The organism is Gemmobacter sp. 24YEA27 (assembly GCF_030052995.1).
In the GTDB taxonomy this organism is placed as follows: domain Bacteria; phylum Pseudomonadota; class Alphaproteobacteria; order Rhodobacterales; family Rhodobacteraceae; genus Pseudogemmobacter.
On record NZ_JASJPW010000006.1, the window covers coordinates 16,703 to 34,396 of the forward strand.

A 17,694-nucleotide genomic window follows, 5' to 3' on the forward strand; every position below is an offset into this window, starting at 1 on the left:
AATATCCAGGGAATGAGAATCATGAGTCGTTTCGGCTTTACACGGCGGGGCTTTCTCGCAACGGGCACTGCGTTTTCCGCGCTTGCCGGCATCGGACTGCCCATGCGGCATGCCGTGGCTCAGGAGGCTGGCGCTTCGACCCGCCCACTGCTGCGGGTACGCCAGGACGGGGATATCAAGATCCTTGATCCGGGCTATATGACTGGCGGGCTCGAGATCGAAGTGCAGAAGCAATGTCTGCCCTTCCTCGCGCAATATGTCACCAGAGACGGTGTGCTGGACTGGGAGCCGACCTACTATGTGACCCGGCTGGAGCTGCGTGACCCGACCCATATCGATTTTGAGCTGACCGAGGGGCTGAACTGGTCTGGAGGCTATGGCCCGCTGCGCGCCTCGGATGTCAAATTCTCTTATGAGCGGATGAAGGATTCCGAATGGGGCGGCTACTTTGAGGTGCTCGACCATGTCGAGGTCACCGGCGAGCGTACCGGGACGATCGTTCTGAAGAACGCTTTCGCACCCTTCTTCCTTGTAACGCTCTGCCACGGACCAGGGGCCATTCTGTGCGAAAAGGCGATGGCGGATGTGGGGGGGCGCTTCACCACCGAATTCCCCGCCATCTGCGGCCCCTACCGGATCGAGAATATCCCCGGCCAGATGGTCAAATTCCTGCCAAATCCTGACTGGACCGGTCCGAAGCCTGCCTTTGATGAGGTGCAGTCTTACATCATCTCGCAGGTCAAGGCGACCGAACTGGCCTATGAGGCCGGCGAGCTGGATATCACACAGATCGCTTCGGATGCCGTCGCGCGTTACCAGACGTCTGTTCCGGAAAATTCAGCGCTGACCAAGGCCGGCGAGCTGAATTTCATGTGGCTGGGGATGAACACCGAACATCCGATTCTGCAGGATATTCGTGTGCGCCGCGCAATCCAGCATGCGGTGGATTGCGACGCGATCATTGCGGCCGCCTATTCGAATGTCGCGAGCCGGTCGTATGGCGTGGTCTGCCCGGGGCTGATCGGCCATCGCAGCGAGACAAAGTTCTACACATTTGATGTCGCGGCAGCGCAGGCGCTGCTGGATGAAGCCGGTGTCAGCGGGTTGCAGCTCAGCCTCAGAGTGCTGAACCAGCAGCAGCCGATGCTTGCGGCTCAGATCATCCAGGCCAATCTGGCGATGATCGGGATCACGCTGGAAATCATCCCGATGGACAGCGGCAGCTTCTGGGAAATGGGCATGGAATCTGCCGGTGACACCTGGAAAGATCTGCAGCTGTGGATCATGCGGTTTGGCAGCGTTCCCGATCCCTATGAAGCGACGCAATGGTTCGTCTCGTCTCAGGTTGGCGAATGGAACTGGGAACGCTGGACCAATCCGGAATATGACACCCTGGTCGAGAAGGGGATTGCCGAAACCGACCCGGCGATCCGCAATGACATCTATCTGCGGCTCCAGGATCTCATGGAAGAGACTGGTGCCTATGTCTGGCTCTGCCATGAGCCGCGCTATTACATCCACAAAACCGATGTTGCGGTGCGGATCTCCCCTTCGGGGCAGCAGGACTACCGGCTGTTTCAGCCTGCCTGAGCGGCGATGACAGCTGACTGTGCCCCCGCCATTCCGGCGGGGGCAGGCGAATTCGACGGAACTCTGATGATTGCATATCTCATAAAGCGCGTCGGATTGGCATTTGCCATTGTGACGACGGTTGTGATCACGCTCTTTGCCCTGCTGCGGCTGGTAAAGGGCAATCCGGTCACGATTGCGCTCGGGCCACAGGCAACCCCCGAAGCCATTGCGCGCTATACTGCCAAGATGAATCTCGACCAGCCGGTCTGGGTGCAGTTCCTCACCTATGCGCGCAGCCTGTTTTCCGGCGATCTGGGCGAGGATATCTTTTCGGGCCGCGCTGTCTCGGCCATCATCGGCGAGCAGATCGGCTATACTTTGGCCCTGATGGCCGGTGCGATGGGCTGGGCCATTGTGATCGGCATTCCGCTGGGCTGTCTGGCTGCGGTGCGGCCGAACGGCTGGCTGGACCGGGTGACCGGCGTCCTTTCGGTCGGAACCATTGCAATCCCCTCCTTTCTGATGGCGATCTGGTCGCTGCTGATCCTTTCGGTTCAGCTGAACTGGCTGCCGGCGATGAGCGCGGGCCAGTCCGGCAATATCTCCAGCCAGCTGCGTCATCTTATTCTGCCCGCTTTCGCGGTCGGGGTGGGCTGGGTCGGCTATCTGGCGCGAATGGTGCGCGCGTCGATGCTGGAGGTGATGGGCGAGCCCTATATCCGTTCGGCCCGTGCCTTCGGCCTGCGGCCTTTGCGCATCGTTTTTGGCTATGCCCTGCCGGTGGCCGTTCTGCCCACGATCACCCTGATCGGCATGGGCTTCGGAGGCCTCGTGTCTTCGGCCGTTTTCGCCGAGGTGATTTTTGCCCGGCCGGGCATCGGCAAACTGCTCTATGACGCCGTGCAGGCGCGAAACTTCCCGATCGTCCAGGGCACTGTGGTGGTGACCACCGCGCTTTACATCCTGGTCGTGCTTATCTCAGACCTTCTTATCAGCTGGATCGACCCCCGTGTCCGAAACTCGCTCTGATTCCGGCTTTGCTGCGGGGCGCGGCGCCCGCAATGAGCGCCGCCGCCAGATTGCCGCCTTTCTGTCAAACCGTCAGGCCATGATCGGGCTGGCGCTGGTGCTGCTATTCTGCCTTTCGGCCCTGCTGGCGCCCCTGATCGCGCCCTATGATCCGAATGCCATGGATATTCCGGCCCGGCTGTCCGCCCCCGGCTGGCAACATCTGGCCGGCACCGACCAGCTGGGACGCGATACGTTGTCGCGCATTCTTTATGGCGGCCGCATTGCTTTGCTGATCGCAACCGTTGGCGTGACGATCTCGCTGGTTCTGGGGCTGATGCTGGGCATGATGGCGGCCTTCGGACCGCGCTGGCTCGATCAGCTGCTGCTGTTGCTGTTCGACGCGATCCGCTCTTTCCCGACCATCATTCTGGGTCTTGCCATGGTGGCACTGACCGGGCCAAGCCTTGCGCTGGTGATGGCGATCGTCATCCTGACCTCGATCCCGCAATATGCCAGGGTGACGCGCACAGCCGCGCTGGCGCTGCGCGGCACCGATTTCGTGATGGCTGAACGCTCGCTGGGGGCATCGACGCTCCGGATCATGCTGCACCATATCCTGCCCAATATCATGGGGCCGCTTCTGATCCTTGCCGCCATGGATGTGCCGGCGGTGGTTGCGCTGGAGGCGGGGCTTTCCTTCCTCGGGCTGGGGGTACGGCCGCCGCTGGCCAGCTGGGGAACGCTGCTCAATGACGGCTATCTGGTGATCCGCGACTCGCCCTGGATGGTGCTGATGGCGGGCCTGCCGCTGGTGCTGACCACGCTTGGCTTCACATTCTTTGCCGAAGGCCTTCGGGATGCCTTCGATCCGCGCATGAACAAGGCACGCTGACGATGGAAAACCTGCTTGAGATCAGGGGGCTCTCGGTCGATTTCCAGACCAGCCAGGGCCGCATGAAGGCCCTGCGCAATATCAGCTTTGATCTGCGCAAGGGCCGCATCACCGGCATTGTCGGTGAAAGCGGCTCGGGAAAAAGCTCGGTCCTGTGGTCTGTCATGGGGTTGCTTGCGGCTAATGCCGAGATCACTGACGGCACGATCCGCTATGAGGGCCGTGACATTCTGCGCCTGTCCGAGCGCACGCGCCGCGCGCTGCGCGGAGAGGAAATCTCGGTCGTCTTCCAGGACCCGATGACCTCGCAGGCGCCCTTGCTGACCTATGGCACCCAGATGCGCGACCTGCTTTACCGTCGCCGTAAAATGAGCCGCAGTGCCAAGCGCAAGGCTGCTGTGGAAATGCTGGGAAAGGTGGGAATTCCGGATCCTGGATATCGGCTGGGCCGCTATCCGCATGAGTTTTCCGGTGGCATGCGGCAGCGGGCCGGCATCGCTATGGCGCTGCTGACCGGGCCAAATCTTTTGCTGGCGGATGAGCCGACCACCGCGCTTGATGTGACGATGGAGGCGCAGATCATCGAGCTTTTGCGCAATCTTCAGCGCGACAGCGAAACCACCATGGCGGTGGTCTCGCATAATCTGGGTCTGATTGCGCAGCTTTGCGACGATGTTGTGGTGATGTATGCGGGAGAAGTGGTCGAAACCGGCACCGTTTCGCAGATTTTCCATGCGCCGCAGCATCCCTATACACGCGCATTGCTGGAATGCGATCCGGCGCGGATCCCCGAACGGGTCAGCCGGCTGCCGATCATTCCGGGCGATCTGCCCGATCTGATTGCCTTGCCAACGGGCTGCATCTTTGCCCCCCGCTGCGGCCAGGCCGTCGCGGAATGTCGTGAGAGCGCGCCGCCGGAAGTGCGACGCGACGCGACCGCAATGGTGCGCTGCTGGCGCAGTGAACAACCGGCACCGGTACCGGCTGCTGTCATCACGTCACCGCCGCGCGCGCCGATAGCAGCGCAGGACAGCGCCGCGCCGCTTCTGGAAGTGTCCGATCTGGGCGTTCGCTTCCAGATCGGCAGCCAGCTCGCCGCAAAACTTGCGCGGCGGGCCCCGCGCGGGCTGGATGCTGTGCTCGATGTCAGCCTGCGGCTTCGCGCGGGAGAGACGCTGGGCCTTGTCGGGGAAAGCGGCTCGGGCAAAAGCACGCTTGGCAGGGCCATTCTGAACCTGGTGCCCGTGACCTCGGGCAAGGTGTTGTTCGACGGCACCGAGGTGCAGAACATGCCCGAACGCACCTTCAAGCCCCTCCGCCGCAATATGGCGATGATGTTCCAGGACCCGAATGGCTCGCTCTCGCCGCGCAAAACCGTGCGCGCCCTGATCGCCGAGCCGTTCCAGATTCATGGTGAGGAAGGGCGCAGCCTTGACGCCGAGGTGGAACGCCTTGCCGATATGGTGCGGCTGCCAAGGGCATTGTTGTCGCGCCATCCGCATCAGCTGTCGGGCGGCCAGGCGAGGCGCGTCGGGGTGGCACGGGCGCTGGCACTGAGCCCGCGTCTTCTGCTGGCCGATGAACCGACCGCCGGGCTTGATGTCTCGGTGCAGGGTGAGGTGCTTAATCTGATGGCCGGGCTGCAGAGCAGCTATAACCTCGGTTACCTTATCATCACCCACAATCTGCCGGTGGTCCGCCATATCAGCGACCGCATCGCGATCATGTATCTTGGCCGTATCGTGGAAGAAGGGCCGACAGACGCGATTTTCCGCGACTGCCGCCATCCCTATACCGCGTCGCTGCTGAAGGGGATCGCGCAGCCCGATCCGATCAGCGTCAGAGCGGTCTGGGTCTTGCGGGCGAGGTGCCCAGCCTGCTGAACCGGCCAAAGGGCTGTGATTTCGTGACCCGCTGCCCGCTGGCCCAGCCAATATGCCACCAGCTTAAGCCGGCCCATCAGGCCGAAGGCACTGACCGGGTTTTTGCCTGCCACTTCCCGCTTTCCGGCTGACCCCGGACAGCAGCAGAGACGACAAGGACGTTCCATGAGTTACGGTATCTATATCGGCCGCGCCCATACGGCCGACGGTCTTCCCTATCTGGCCGGCTATGGCGATGAGCCATCAAGCCACTGGCTGGAGATCATTCCTGCCGCCAGCCATGCGCCCGAGGCGACAATCACCGTTGGGGTGACGCCTGCTGCGCTGATGCCGGGCCTGCTTTCGGAGATTCCGCAGGCTGCCAGCACATTTCGCCATATGCGGGTCAGCTACAGCCATTATCTTGGCGTGCCCTGCCCGCTGACCAATGGCGGACTGAACGAATACGGGGTGGCCGTCCGCGATATCTGGTCAACCTCGTCCGAGCGGCTGATTGCCATGACGCCAAAGGATCAGACCGGACCAAATTACTCGGATCTGGCGCGCATCGTGCTGGAACGCGCCCGCACCGCCCGCGAAGGGGTGCAGATCATAGGGGATCTGATCGCCAGCCACGGCTATTCAACCTATGGCGGGAATTCGCATATCATCGCGGATGGCAATGAAGCCTGGGTGGTGATTGAATTTGCCGGCGGACGGCGTCTCTGGGTCGCCGAGCGGCTGGGGGACCACAGCATCCGTGTCTCCCGCCCGGGCTATATCGGGCAGATCCCGGCCGAGCCGGACGAAGATTTCCTGTTCCCGCAGCATTTCATCAGCACTGCCATAGATCTGGGCTGGTATGATCCGGCTGCAGGTGTCTTTGACGTCAATGCCGTCTATGGCGATGGCAAGGGTCGCTGGGAAGGTCAGGCCTGGATCGAGGCTGAGATGCAGTCCCGCGCCGCCCGCCCCGAAAAGCTGGGACTCGAGGATATCGTCTGGGCCATCGCGACCGAAAAGCTGACCGGGGATACTGCCGGTTATGGACAGATCGTGCCGCTGACGGAACCCGACTTCCCGGAGCAAAGGATGATGTGGCATGCCGCCATCGGCCCGGTTGCCGCGCCACTGACGCCGGTCTTCCTTGGCATGGATGAGGTGCCGCCGGCCTATCGCCAGCACCGCCATCTGACCGAAGGTGAAAGCGGCCGTTTCCTCGATCGCCGCAAGGAAGCGAAATCACCCGAGGTGGTGTCACGGATCCCGCAGGGGATCGAAAGCGCCGATGGTGCGGTCTATCAGTTCCGCAAGCTCATGCATCTGGCCTTTCAGGATGGCGAGGCCCTGCTGCCCGAAATCTACAGCCACTGGCGCGATCTTGAGGCGCTGATCCGGGCCGATCTGCCTGAGACGCTGCGGGCCTCGGGCCTGTTGAGCGCAGCGGGAGAACGCGGTCTCGCCTGCCGCCTGCTGTCGGACTTCAGCACGCGCTGGATGGAGCGCAGCCTTGACGACTGTGATGCGCTGGCCCGGGCCGCCTATGTGCGCCTCAGGGTGCGCGGCGGGCTGAATATGACAACGAGCCCGCTTTCCCCTGCGCAGATCTGGTAGGCAAAGGCTGCTCCGGTCGTAAGACCGGGGCAGTGAGCTGCTGCCAGTTTCATGGACACGAAGATAAGATCGCGCCCAAGGAACCGGAATGCAGATATGACGAGACGGAAGTTCAGCCGCGAGTTCAAATGAAGGAGGCCACCATCTGGGACCCCAAGGCGATATCGACGAAGCCGCAGGCCACGGCGGCCGCCGATCCGCCGGAGGACCCTTCCTGCATGCGCGTCAGTCATGAGCGTTCCGGGTCGGGCCAGGTGAGAAGAAGGCGAATTCTGTGGTCACGTTCTTTCCCACTGTCACGGCGTCCGCTGCATTCAACTGAGCAACGGAAACGGCATCAGCGGCGGGTTCGGAACGCAGGCCTTCGGCTTCTGTTGATCGGGGGACAAAATGAAACCACTCTTTCCGAAGGCTTCCGGTCCGTGATGCGGGACAAACTGGATGAGGGCCTCCTGCCCGGCGCCTTATGCCGGCGCAGGTTCATCCTGTGGTCGTTGGCGCCTTGCGCCTCGATGCAGGCGACGGCGCGGGCCATACCCCTTTGGTCCTGGAGTGCGTCACGACGCTGATAGGGCTGGCGGGGAACATTGCCATTCTGATCGGCGGGCCAGGCCAGTTACAGGGTCACCCCTCCGCCAGATAATTGGTCAGGTTCTGATGCGCATAGAGCAGGCGGATGATCTCAATCCCCTGCCCGGCCTGCTGATAGATCACCAGATGGCTGCCGCTGGGATGGATCCGCACCGGAGGCGTAAACTCTGCCCGCTCACGCGCCATGTCGGGAAAATCCGCCAGAAGGTCAAGGAGTGTGAACAGGACATCCGCATAGCGATCTGCCCGGTCAGGCCCCCAGCTTTCTGCCCCGTGGCGCCAGATCGCAGCCAGATCGGGCCGTGCAGCCGGACGCAGCAGCCAGCCCGGTTCGCTCTGCATCTCAGCCGTCGCGCCCGGTCCGCATCGCAGTCTTGAAAGCGGCCCTGTCCAGGGCTTCGGCCGGGCCACTGCCCAGCCCCGCATCCACTGCCTCCTGCAAGCTCACCCGCGCCTCGATCCGCTGCCGGTCGCGCCGGATCAGGTCGCGGACATAATCGCTGGAATTGGCATAGCGCCCGGATTTCGCCTGATCTTCGACCCAGGCCTTCATTGGCTCGGGCAGCGAAATGTTCATCGTGCTCATCGGCGTTCTCCTTGCCCGCAAGGTATGGCAATCTTTGCCATCCGGCAACAGAGAATCCCGCGCAAACTTGCCCCGGCAACCATCTGCTGCCACCAGCCAGGGCAAATCGGAGGGTCGCTCTGGCAACCGGGCCAGCCACAATTCGGTTGCGCGGCGCGCTATGCCCGAACCGCAACTGCCGCAATCCGGGGCGTGATGGATGCCGGATACGGGGGGCGGAGCGTACTCAGTAAGAAGTTGACAACAACTGTCAATTTTCGGACTAGGGGATAAAGCAAGCCAGCGTCCGCAAGCCAAGCTTCCAATCAGACAGTTTCCAGCAGGACAGCATGGCCAGATCCAGACTTCTATTCGCGGCAACGCTTGCGCTCACCACTTCACCGCTTGCGCTCTTTGCCCAGACCACAGCAACCAACAACGACACAGCAGACACCAACCACCTGGGCGTGATTGTGCTTGATGCCGACGCGCCCGCAGTCACTGCGGGAACCGGGCCGAATTTCAGCCTCGATGCAGAGGGTATCGCGCGCACGCAGGCGAGCACCTTGCAGGATGCGTTGCGCGATGCGCCTTCGGTCACGACCACCCGCCGCGGCAATCTGCTGACCGGTGGCATTTCGATCCGCGGTTTCGGTGGCAACCACCATTATCCCGGCGACCCGGCGACAAAGATTGTGGTTGATGGTGTGGCTGACAATCCGGGCCGCTTTTATCAGGGCTCCTCGGGCGCGATCTCAGACCCCGCTTTGTTGCGCTCGATCGATGTGACCACCGGGCCGCTGGCCTCGCTGGAATATGGATCGGGGATTACCGGCGGTGCGGTCACCGCGCGCACCATCAACGGATCAGACCTGACCGGCGACCAGGACGGGTTCCGTATCCGCCAGATGCTCGGCGCCAACAGCAATGGCGATGGCTGGGTGACCTCATCCACGCTGGCCTGGCAGATGAACAGCTCGGTCGACTTCCTGCTGAACTATACCCGGCGCGGACAGGGTGCCCAGGAAGATCCCGATGGCAATGAGACCGCGCGCGGTTTCAACGTGCCGTCGATGCTGTTCAAGTCGCGGTTCCGGCTGGACGACGCCAATAGCATCACCCTCAGCTATACCCGCTATGAAAGCTCGGAAAGCAACGTCAACCTCTCGAACCTGCTGAATGATTTCGGGGGGCTTGGCCTTGCGAATATCGACCGCAAGGGGAATGTGGCCGCGCTGACCTGGAACTACAATCCTGCCGACAATGATCTGCTTGATCTTGAACTGACCTACTCGCATTCGGATCAGGATCACAATATCGAGGCGCTGACGCCCGGCTTTGCCCAGACCCAGGCCGGCCTGTTCAACACCAAAACCGACCGGGTCACGCTGACCAATACCGCGCGGTTTGACACCGGTGTCATCGGCCACAGCCTGCGCGCGGGTCTCTCCTGGTCCAACGAAGACCGCACCCGCCTGAGAACCTCGCCCGCGAGTGGCAAGGATCGTCGTCTCAGCCTCTTCGCCATCGACACGATGGATTTCGGCAATGAGCTGCTTGCGACCATCGGTCTGCGTCTCGAAGATCAGAAGATCAGCGCCACGACCGCCCCGCGTGGGCCCTATGACAATCTGGCCCGCACGCTTGGCCTCGGGTTGGAAAAGGGCTTTGGCAACGGTCTGAAGGTCTTTGGCTCGTTCACCTATACCGAAGCGCTGCCGACCTATGACGTGCTGGCCACCTATGACGACAATCTGCAGCAGTCGCGCAACTGGGAAGGCGGCGTTCGCTATGAGGGCAGCGATCTCCTGGCGGCGGGCGATACGCTCAGCGGCTCGATCACGCTTTACCGCAGCGAAATCTGGAACACGATGTATGCCCTTTCCGTTCCCGGCCGGCAGCTGACGCGTGAAGGTGTCGAGATCGCGGCGCATTACAACATGGCAAGCGGCACCTATCTGAACGGCACCGTGAACCTGACCAAGAACGAGCGCCTCGTCGCAGGCGGCGTATGGACGTCGGACAACTACAGCCCCAGCGACACCCTCGCGCTGACGGTTGGCCATAAATTTGCGTCCGGGCTTGATGTATCCTGGCGCATGGAGGCCCAGAAGGGCATTATCGTCAGTAATGCGAGCAACACCGGCACTGATCATCACGGCGGGTTTGGCGTACATGACCTCAAGGTCAGCTACACCGTGCCGCAGGGCAATCTTGAAGGCCTGGTGGTCGATTTCGGCGTCGAGAACGTCTTCGACCGCTCTTACCACTATGCAATGACGCCTCTGCAAGGCGCGACCGGCCCCCGCCCCGGTGAGCCATGGGTGAACGAGAACGGCCGCAACTTCCGCCTGAATCTCTCGAAAACCTTCTGATCCAGGCCCAGCCGAAAGAAAAAGCCCCGGATGCAATCGCATCCGGGGCTTTTTTGTCTGGTCAGGTAAGGATCAGTTCGCGCGGGTGATCCGGCGCAGGAAATCCGCCTTCTCATCCTCGGCGCCAAGCGATTTGTTGACCGCAAAGACCGCGCCTTTGCCATCAATCGCGACATGGTTGGCATAGCTGCCGCCCTCGAGATGCGCGACCACCTCACCCTCATTGTTCACCGCAGTCACGCTGCCCGCCTCACGCGAGGAAACCCAGGCAAGCCCGCTGGTCGCATCATAGACAACATTCAATGCGCCTGCGCCGACAGTAATATCATGAAGCACGTCGCCGGTCTCGCGGTTCAGCACCAACAGATTATTGCTGTCCTGCGCGGCCACGAACAGACGACCGGTCGCAGGGTCGACATCAAGCCCGGTTGCATTCTTCGCCCCCGGAAGCGCGAAGACCTTCTTCACCTCAAGGCTGGCAGCATCAATGACCGCCAGTTCATTGCTGACGCGGCTGACAACATAGACCTCGCCTTTCGCCGGATCGATGGCAAGGCTCATGACATAGAAGTCACCGCCGCGCTCAGCCGAACGGATGTCGATGACGCCCAGCGGCGCAAAGCTTTCGCTGTCAAAGACATAGACATTGCTGGTGGCCGAAGACGAGACAAAGGCGCGTTTGCGCACGGGGTCGATGATGACATCGCGCGAATGGTAAACAGTGCCGGGGGCGAACTGATGCACCAGCGACAGATCGTCCTGCGCGTAGACCGCAATCGTATTGTCCGGCGTATTGGTCACCCAGATCCGGCCTGCAGCCTCGTCAAGGCCAAGCCCGAACACACCCGCAGGCGCCAGTTTGAACGGCCCCTTCGGAGCGCCCTCCTTTTCCGGCGGCTTCTGATCTTCGGGGAAATCCGCCGGAGTGACGCGGGCCAGAACCTCAAGAGTTTCCGGGTCGACGCGCAATAGTTCAGAGGTCGCCGCATTGAAATCCGCCGCGGTCACAAAGAGCGCATCGCTGCGGGCGCTGTAGGTGGACTGATACAGTCCCTTCGCCGGTTGCACGGCCGTGACTGTCCAGTCCTTCTCGTTCAGATAGTCCAGTGGCTTTGAAATCTTGAGGTCGACCGTCGTCGTCATCGACGGATCTTCCAGCAGCGCCACCAGGGGATGCAGGCCAGTGGCCGCATCGGAGGGCAGCGTGAAGGTCAGGCTGGCATTCCCCTTTTCATCTGCTACCAGCACCATATCGGACAGAACCTCTGTGCCACGCTGCAAAACAAGTTTCTGCCCCGGCGCGAGACCCGTGGCCGAGATACGGACTTCGCCGCCGGCATGAACCGGAATGCCGGGAACAGCACTTTCCGCCCGGATGCGGCCTTTGAAGTCTAAGGGGGTCGGAAAGCCCGCATCAGCAAGGACCAGCGATGGTGCACTGAATGTGGCGATGCAAAGCGTGGCGAGGAGGGTTCGTCTGAAACCGGAGCTGTACAAGTCTTGATCCTTTTCGCGAGACCCGTCTCTTGGATGATACTGCAGTAAAAAAGTCAACTATTCTCGCCAGCGGATGTACCCCCTGCCGCTGACCCTCCTGCCATCGGCCCCCTCCACCGGCCATAATCCGGATAATCCGCTGTCACTCATTGCTGCTCAGGTCACCGGAGAGATCATTCAGGAATTGCGGGCCATCAAAGATCTCGCCTGCAACAGCAAAAGCGCGCCAACCTTGCGCCAGCGGAGCAGTAAACAAATCGGGTCTTTCTGATCAGCTCTCAAACATCATCCTGATATAGGGCTTTGAAAGCCAATGGCTGCGACATGTCGGTTTCCGGGCTGGATGCCGACAGCTCGATCCGGGATGTGATTATTTCCCAGGCCTGACCAGGCGAGGACAGATCCGGATGAGGCGATCCCTTACGGTGCAGAACGGGTCCCCGCGCGGCTTCCGTCAGGATCAGCTTGTCCAGCGTCAGATCCGAAACACCACGCCTGAGCCGGTCATTCTCCTGCTGAAGGTGCTTCAGTTCTTTCAGCTGGTCTACGCCTATTCCGCCATATCGCTTGCGCCAGCGGTAATACGTCTGTTCGACAACGCCGATACGCCTGATCCCGTCCAGACAGGGCAAACCTTGCCCCATCAGAACCTCAACCTACCGCAACTTCGAGACAATCTCTTCCGCGTTAGGTCGCTTGTTTGCCATTTTCGGTCCTCCGTTTCCTAAACGTAACGGCGGACCACTTCACCGGGGGAGGATCAACAACGCGATGGTCGAGACCTTCTACAAAACCATCAAGTCGGAACTGACCTGGCCGGTCGCATGGCCATCCCGCCAACAGGCCGACAGCGCCGTCGCGAGAGACATCTGCGAGCTCCAAAATCCCGTCGGAGACATTCATCGTTTGGCGACCACTGCCCCATCGCATTCGAGTGATGGGCAGGGGAAGTGAGCTAAATGCTCTCTACAAAAGCCGGCCAAGTCCGGCGACCCGAGGCCGGGAATTTCGGATCGCCGCATCTTACGCGGAACTGAGCCACGTCTGACGATGGATTTCCGGTCCTGTTTGGGTCAGAGGGGTGTTTTCCTTGTTCTTTTCCCTGGCTGCATTTGCCGGGCCTTCGCTTTGTGATGCCGATCAGGGACGGCGGCATGGAGAGCGACAGCGGGATCAGCCGCCGCGCAGTACGATGGCAGGGTCAATTCTGGCGGCGATAATGGCAGGGATCAGACCCGCCGTTACGCCTGCCGCCAGAAACATGGCTGCAAGCTGGATAAGGCCGACAGGAGACAGAACCGCATGTGCCGCCGGGTCCAGCAATCCGGCCCCCTGCATCTGCGCCAGAAGATAAAGGCCGAGGTATTTGCCGCCGATCATACCTGTCAGCAGACCACCAAGAACCAGGGCTGCGATCTCGGTCTGAACATGGCCGATGATCTGCCATTGCGTCGCCCCTATCGCGCGGCGAATGGCGATTTCCCGGCGTTGCTCCGACACCGAGAACATGAAGGTTGTGGCAATCGCGAAAGCACAAAGGCCCAATGCGACACCACTGATTGCGGCTGCGACGAAATTGTAGATTGCAAGGATACCCGCCGCGCGTTCGGCGTGATGCTGGCTGGACCAGATTTCCACCGCCCCGGCCTCCAGCCAGGGGGCCAGGCCCGCGCGCAGATCCGCCTCGTTCAAAACGGCGGTATCCGCCTGCAGATAGCTGCTCCAGAGAATGGTCTCCTCCGCCATGACCCGGTCACGCGCGGCCAGCCGCAGCACCGCCCGGTCGATCGTCCAGAAAGGCGGGCGGATCTCACCGTCAAAGACCCCGGCAAGCCTGCAGCGCATGGTGCCGAAATGCAGCCATTCGGGCAGCGGCCCCTTTAGCTGATCGGCAAGGCGGCGACCCATCAGGCAGCTTCCCGGCTCCGGCTTGCGATCGGGGCTGAGGCTCAGCCGGTAGGCCAAAGGGAAATGCGGATCGCTTGTCAGGATTTCCACCATGCCGGCGGCAGGCAGTTCGGCAATCGGGCTAAATTGCCGCGCATAGGGCGAGACGGAGATCCCCGCCCCGGCAAAGGCGGCTTTCAGCGCCTCCTCCGTCCAGGGGGCGAGATGGTCCGCATCGGTGTGGCCCCGGCTGACCTTCTGTGCCGAGAGCATCGGAAAAGTCAGCACCGCCTCATGATAGAGGCTGGCACGAATGCGGGCATCGAAGCCTTCGGTCGCGGCAGATGTGATGATGCGATTGGCAAGAATGACCGCGAAACAGGCCGAGACGAGGCAATAGATCAGCAGTCTGCGCAGGATCACGCGACGAAAGGGGCGTCGCACCTTCATCAGGCGACCTCATGCAGCCGACCGTCCCGCAGCACGAGAACGCGGTCGAAATGGCGGCTGTACGCGTGGTTATGTGTCACCATCACGAGGCTGTGCGGGCTGTCCTGCCCTCGCCCAAGGATCATCTCCAGTATTTCCTGGCCTGTCTGGGGGTCGAGGCTGCCGGTCGGCTCATCCGCCAGGATCAGGCGGGGCGCATGGATTGTGGCGCGGGCAAAGGCCACGCGTTGCTTTTCGCCCCCCGAAAGCGCGCTGGCGGGCACCGCAGCAAGATGCGTGAGGCCAAGGGCTGCCAGCCGTTCCGCCGCACGCTGATGAGCAGCCTCAGCCCGGACGCCGTCAAGCCGCAGGGGCATGGCGATATTGGCAAGCGCCGTCAGCCCTTCGATCAGAGCATAATCCTGGAAGATGAACCCCAGCTGCTGACGGCGCAGCCTGGCACGAACCCGGTCTGCGGCCCCCGCCGGATCAATGTCGAAAAGGCGCACCCGCCCGGCATCCGGGCTCCGGAAACCGCTGATCACCTCCAGAAGCGTGGTCTTTCCCGAACCGCTTTCGCCAAGGATGCAAAGCCGCTCGCCGGGCGCGACCGTCAGATCGACATGGTCCAGCACCACCCGGCGGTCCTGGCCGCCATGATGCACCACAACCCGCTCAAGATGCAGCGGCAGCGCGGCCTCACTCATTGGCCGCCGCTCCGTCAGGCCCGCCTGGCTTCCGCGCAGCAGGCATACACAAAAGGGCAAGCCCGGCTTCCAGATGCTCCTGCACCAGCCTGGCGCGGCGTTTTTCCAGATCGTAAAGCCTGGCGGAAAGATCGGCGGCGCATCCGGTCTCTGCCCTGGCCGGAGGCGTCAACCCGGCCTGCAGCACATGGGCCTCGGCCAGGGCCAGGGTCAGCTCGGCATGGGCCAGCATGAAGGCCGCTTTGCTTTCACGGGCCGCGATCAGCGCATTGGCGACCGCGATCCGTGCCCGCTGCACCTGCCGGTCACCCTTGCCCTGATCAATCAGCGGCACCATCAGATTGAGCAAAAGTTCCAGCTGGGCCGGGCTGTCCGGCCCAAGCTGATTGGGCACGATGCCAGACAGCGCGATCCAGCGATCAATGCGGGCGGCGTCCAGCCCGTCTTTGGCAATCCGGTGCAAAACCGCGTTGCGCGCTTCCAGCGCGGAACCTTCATAGCATTGCTCTGCCGTCCGGGCACGCAAGGGCCCCGGGTGCAAAGCCGCGATCCGCAGATCCGGACCGAAGGGGGCGCCGCCTGTGCCATGGGCAAGACTGGCGCGGCTGGCCTCATACATGGTCCGGCGCGCGGCATGGGCGGATTTGCGGCTTTGCAGCGCGGTCTGCCCGGCCGCAACCTCGTTGCGCGGCAGGGTACCAAGCGCCAGCTCACCCTGCATGTCCTTTATGCGGCAGCTCTCGGCATCAAGGGTCAGGCCGGCCTCTTCAAGCGCCAGCCCAGCGTCTAGGGTATCTGCCAGCTGGTCTAGCAGTTGCTTTTCGGCGCCTTGCCGGGCAAGCGCGCTTTCCTGTGCAACCAGAATGGCGAAGATCTCGGGCGTATTCCGGAACAGGACATAGATCGCCCGGATGAAATCCCATTCGATAACAAAGGCATGATTGCGACCCCTGACCGAGAAGCCGCCGCTTTCATGCCATTGGGACCTGCCCTGAACCATGACGCTCAGGCGCGGCAATGCGCCCCGGCGCAGTTGATCCAGATCCAGCAAAAGCTCTGCCTCGCGCAGTCGGGCGGTGTGAAAGGCCGGGCCATAACGGCGGACGTGATCGCCAAAGGCAAGACCTTTGGCGGGCGCATCCTGCGCGAGATCCAGGGTAACCTGGTCGATCAGCGCTTCCGCCCGGTCAAAATCGGGCGCAGCACATCCCGCGCCAAAGGCCACCGCAAGCCAGAGCAGGCGGGAACGCAGGGTCATGGCGCGGCCTCTGTGATGGTTTCGAACAGGCAGCTTGCCGATTGCGGTTCGCTCGCGAGACCTGTCGGATCGAAGCGAATTTCAACCTCATGCGTGCTGCCATCGGGCAGAGGGCTGCGAAGGGCCGAGATGCGCGTGACCTGACCCGTCAGGATCCCCGCCTCCAGCGCTAGGCGGGCGGTGACGCGGCGATCGGTGAAAAGCGACAGGTCGCGCAGATGCACCGGAACTTTCGCGCGGAACATGCCAGGGCGGGCAAGGCTGATCACATGTTCGCCGCGCCGCACCGCGACAAGGGCACCCGTCGTCAGCGCGGGCGCCACAAAGCTGATCACACCAGCGGTTTCGCTGCGCAGAGAAAGTGTCCCGATATGGTCCTGAAGCGCCTTTCTTTCATTGGCGAGGGCCGCGCTTTCCTGCTGCAACTCAATCAGTCTGAGGGCATGTTCTGCCTCCAGCAGGGTAAGCGCAGGGGCGGTCTGCGCGGCAAGATCGTCAATTTCGGCAAGCTGATCCTCGGCAAGTTCCAGCGAGAGGCGGTCGAGCCTGCCTTCGCGATGGCGGGTGGCGGCAAGCGCCGCCGCCTCGCGCGCGCGCATGCGTTTGCGATCAACGGCGCGGGCCTCGGTCGCGTGACGGGCGAGGGCGGAGGCATGGGCGGCTGTTGCAAGGCGCTGCCGGTCCTCAAGTCCAAGGGCGCGCAGATCCAGCATTTCCAGCTGAGCGCGTTCATTTTCAGCGCGGAAGGTCAGTAGAACGTTGTCCGGCTGGACCAAGTCTGAAACCGAAAGCCCGGTTGACGCAAATCCATCGCGCAGAGCAATCAGTGGCGTCTCTTCGGCCCAGTCCAGAAAGCAGGTCCTGAATGTCGCAGGTTCAACCGCAGCCCCCGATGGAGACGTAGCCGTCAAAGCCACTGCCGCCCGGACCTCCGGTGCGACACTGGCGGGGCCATGGCCAAGTCCTGCTGCGACGGCACCGGTCAGGGCCATCGCAGCAAGACCTGCGGTTATGTAAAAACGCAGCACGTCAGGCAGCGTCAGGGGGCGCAGCCGATCTGCTGCACCATGCTGCGCGCCAACCCGGCGGACCGGGCATGGTTGTCGTAAAGCTGTTCCAGCGTCGATGCGGCTGTGCCGGCCCGCGCGTTTTCGACATAGACCTGGTAATAGGATTCTGCGGCCTGGCAGCTGGTGCGGGTCTGCACATTCTGGCAATTCGATGGGCAGGTATAGGCGGGCGGGCGAACAGTGACACTGCCACCACCGGTACCGCCAGTGCTGCCGGAGCCGCCGCTGCTGTTGCTGTCAGAGCTGCCGCTTTCATAGCAGCCTGCAAGCACAAGAACTGCGGCGAGGGTCAGGCTGAGCTTCAGAATTTTCAAGGTATTACTCCCGTTTTCATCAGACCGGGCAGGAAGACTGCGTCCCTGAA

Annotated in this window: 14 protein-coding genes and 1 pseudogene; 6 read left to right on the forward strand and 9 right to left on the reverse strand. The window is 62.2% G+C overall.

All coding sequences use genetic code 11. The features are described from left to right. Window positions 1-21 precede the first annotated feature (21 nt). The 5 genes from QNO18_RS23160 (at window position 22) to QNO18_RS23180 (ending at window position 6,951) form a co-directional block, all read left to right on the forward strand. The gene (locus tag QNO18_RS23160; RefSeq protein ID WP_283179833.1) at window positions 22-1,590 is read left to right on the forward strand and encodes an ABC transporter substrate-binding protein; all 1,569 of its coding nucleotides are present in this window, start codon (window positions 22-24) and stop codon (window positions 1,588-1,590) included. 66 nt (window positions 1,591-1,656) lie between these two features. Next, entirely contained in the window at window positions 1,657-2,601 is a 945-nt protein-coding gene (locus tag QNO18_RS23165) for an ABC transporter permease (protein ID WP_283179834.1), read from the forward strand. Continuing rightward, window positions 2,582-3,475, forward strand: a complete 894-nt coding sequence (locus tag QNO18_RS23170; RefSeq protein WP_249499359.1) for an ABC transporter permease — start codon at window positions 2,582-2,584, stop codon at window positions 3,473-3,475. Before QNO18_RS23165 ends, QNO18_RS23170 begins: the two co-directional genes overlap by 20 nt. 2 nt (window positions 3,476-3,477) lie before the next feature. Beyond that, window positions 3,478-5,358 carry an ABC transporter ATP-binding protein gene (locus QNO18_RS23175; RefSeq protein ID WP_283179835.1) on the forward strand — a complete coding sequence of 627 codons (1,881 nt, stop codon included), beginning with the start codon at window positions 3,478-3,480 and terminating at the stop codon, window positions 5,356-5,358. 165 nt (window positions 5,359-5,523) lie between these two features. After that, on the forward strand, window positions 5,524-6,951 hold the full coding sequence (locus tag QNO18_RS23180) for a C69 family dipeptidase (RefSeq protein ID WP_283179836.1): 1,428 nt from the start codon (window positions 5,524-5,526) through the stop codon (window positions 6,949-6,951). Window positions 6,952-7,575: 624 nt separating this feature from the next. On the opposite strand, the gene QNO18_RS23185 is transcribed toward QNO18_RS23180, so the two are convergent. Continuing rightward, a complete protein-coding gene (locus tag QNO18_RS23185; protein WP_283179837.1) occupies window positions 7,576-7,884 on the reverse strand; it encodes a type II toxin-antitoxin system RelE/ParE family toxin in 309 nt (102 codons plus the stop codon). A 1-nt stretch (window position 7,885) separates the two neighbouring features. Then, window positions 7,886-8,128, reverse strand: a complete 243-nt coding sequence (locus QNO18_RS23190) for a type II toxin-antitoxin system ParD family antitoxin (RefSeq protein ID WP_283179838.1) — start codon at window positions 8,126-8,128, stop codon at window positions 7,886-7,888. A 329-nt stretch (window positions 8,129-8,457) separates the two neighbouring features. Between QNO18_RS23190 and QNO18_RS23195 the strand changes: the two genes are divergently transcribed. Next, on the forward strand, window positions 8,458-10,482 hold the full coding sequence (locus tag QNO18_RS23195) for a TonB-dependent receptor plug domain-containing protein (RefSeq protein ID WP_283179839.1): 2,025 nt from the start codon (window positions 8,458-8,460) through the stop codon (window positions 10,480-10,482). Window positions 10,483-10,554: 72 nt separating this feature from the next. Here QNO18_RS23195 and QNO18_RS23200 read toward each other — a convergent pair whose 3' ends face one another. The 7 genes and pseudogenes from QNO18_RS23200 to QNO18_RS23230 all read right to left on the reverse strand — a co-directional run bounded on the left by QNO18_RS23200 (window position 10,555) and on the right by QNO18_RS23230 (window position 17,644). Continuing rightward, window positions 10,555-11,979, reverse strand: a complete 1,425-nt coding sequence (locus tag QNO18_RS23200; RefSeq protein ID WP_283179840.1) for an ATP-binding protein — start codon at window positions 11,977-11,979, stop codon at window positions 10,555-10,557. A gap of 428 nt (window positions 11,980-12,407) precedes the next feature. Then, window positions 12,408-12,626, reverse strand: a pseudogene (locus QNO18_RS23205) (transposase); the annotation flags it as partial. A 526-nt stretch (window positions 12,627-13,152) separates the two neighbouring features. Beyond that, on the reverse strand, window positions 13,153-14,316 hold the full coding sequence (locus tag QNO18_RS23210; protein WP_283179841.1) for an ABC transporter permease: 1,164 nt from the start codon (window positions 14,314-14,316) through the stop codon (window positions 13,153-13,155). Further along, a complete protein-coding gene (locus QNO18_RS23215; RefSeq protein ID WP_283179842.1) occupies window positions 14,316-15,002 on the reverse strand; it encodes an ABC transporter ATP-binding protein in 687 nt (228 codons plus the stop codon). The genes QNO18_RS23210 and QNO18_RS23215 overlap by 1 nt, the downstream gene beginning before the upstream one ends. Beyond that, window positions 14,995-16,260 (reverse strand): hypothetical protein, encoded by a 1,266-nt coding sequence (locus tag QNO18_RS23220; RefSeq protein WP_283179843.1) that lies wholly within the window; start codon window positions 16,258-16,260, stop codon window positions 14,995-14,997. Before QNO18_RS23220 ends, QNO18_RS23215 begins: the two co-directional genes overlap by 8 nt. After that, complete coding sequence (locus QNO18_RS23225) at window positions 16,257-17,288, reverse strand: HlyD family efflux transporter periplasmic adaptor subunit (protein WP_283179844.1); 1,032 nt, start codon at window positions 17,286-17,288, stop codon at window positions 16,257-16,259. Before QNO18_RS23225 ends, QNO18_RS23220 begins: the two co-directional genes overlap by 4 nt. Before the next feature lie 11 nt (window positions 17,289-17,299). Further along, complete coding sequence (locus QNO18_RS23230) at window positions 17,300-17,644, reverse strand: hypothetical protein (protein ID WP_249498915.1); 345 nt, start codon at window positions 17,642-17,644, stop codon at window positions 17,300-17,302. Window positions 17,645-17,694 lie beyond the last annotated feature (50 nt).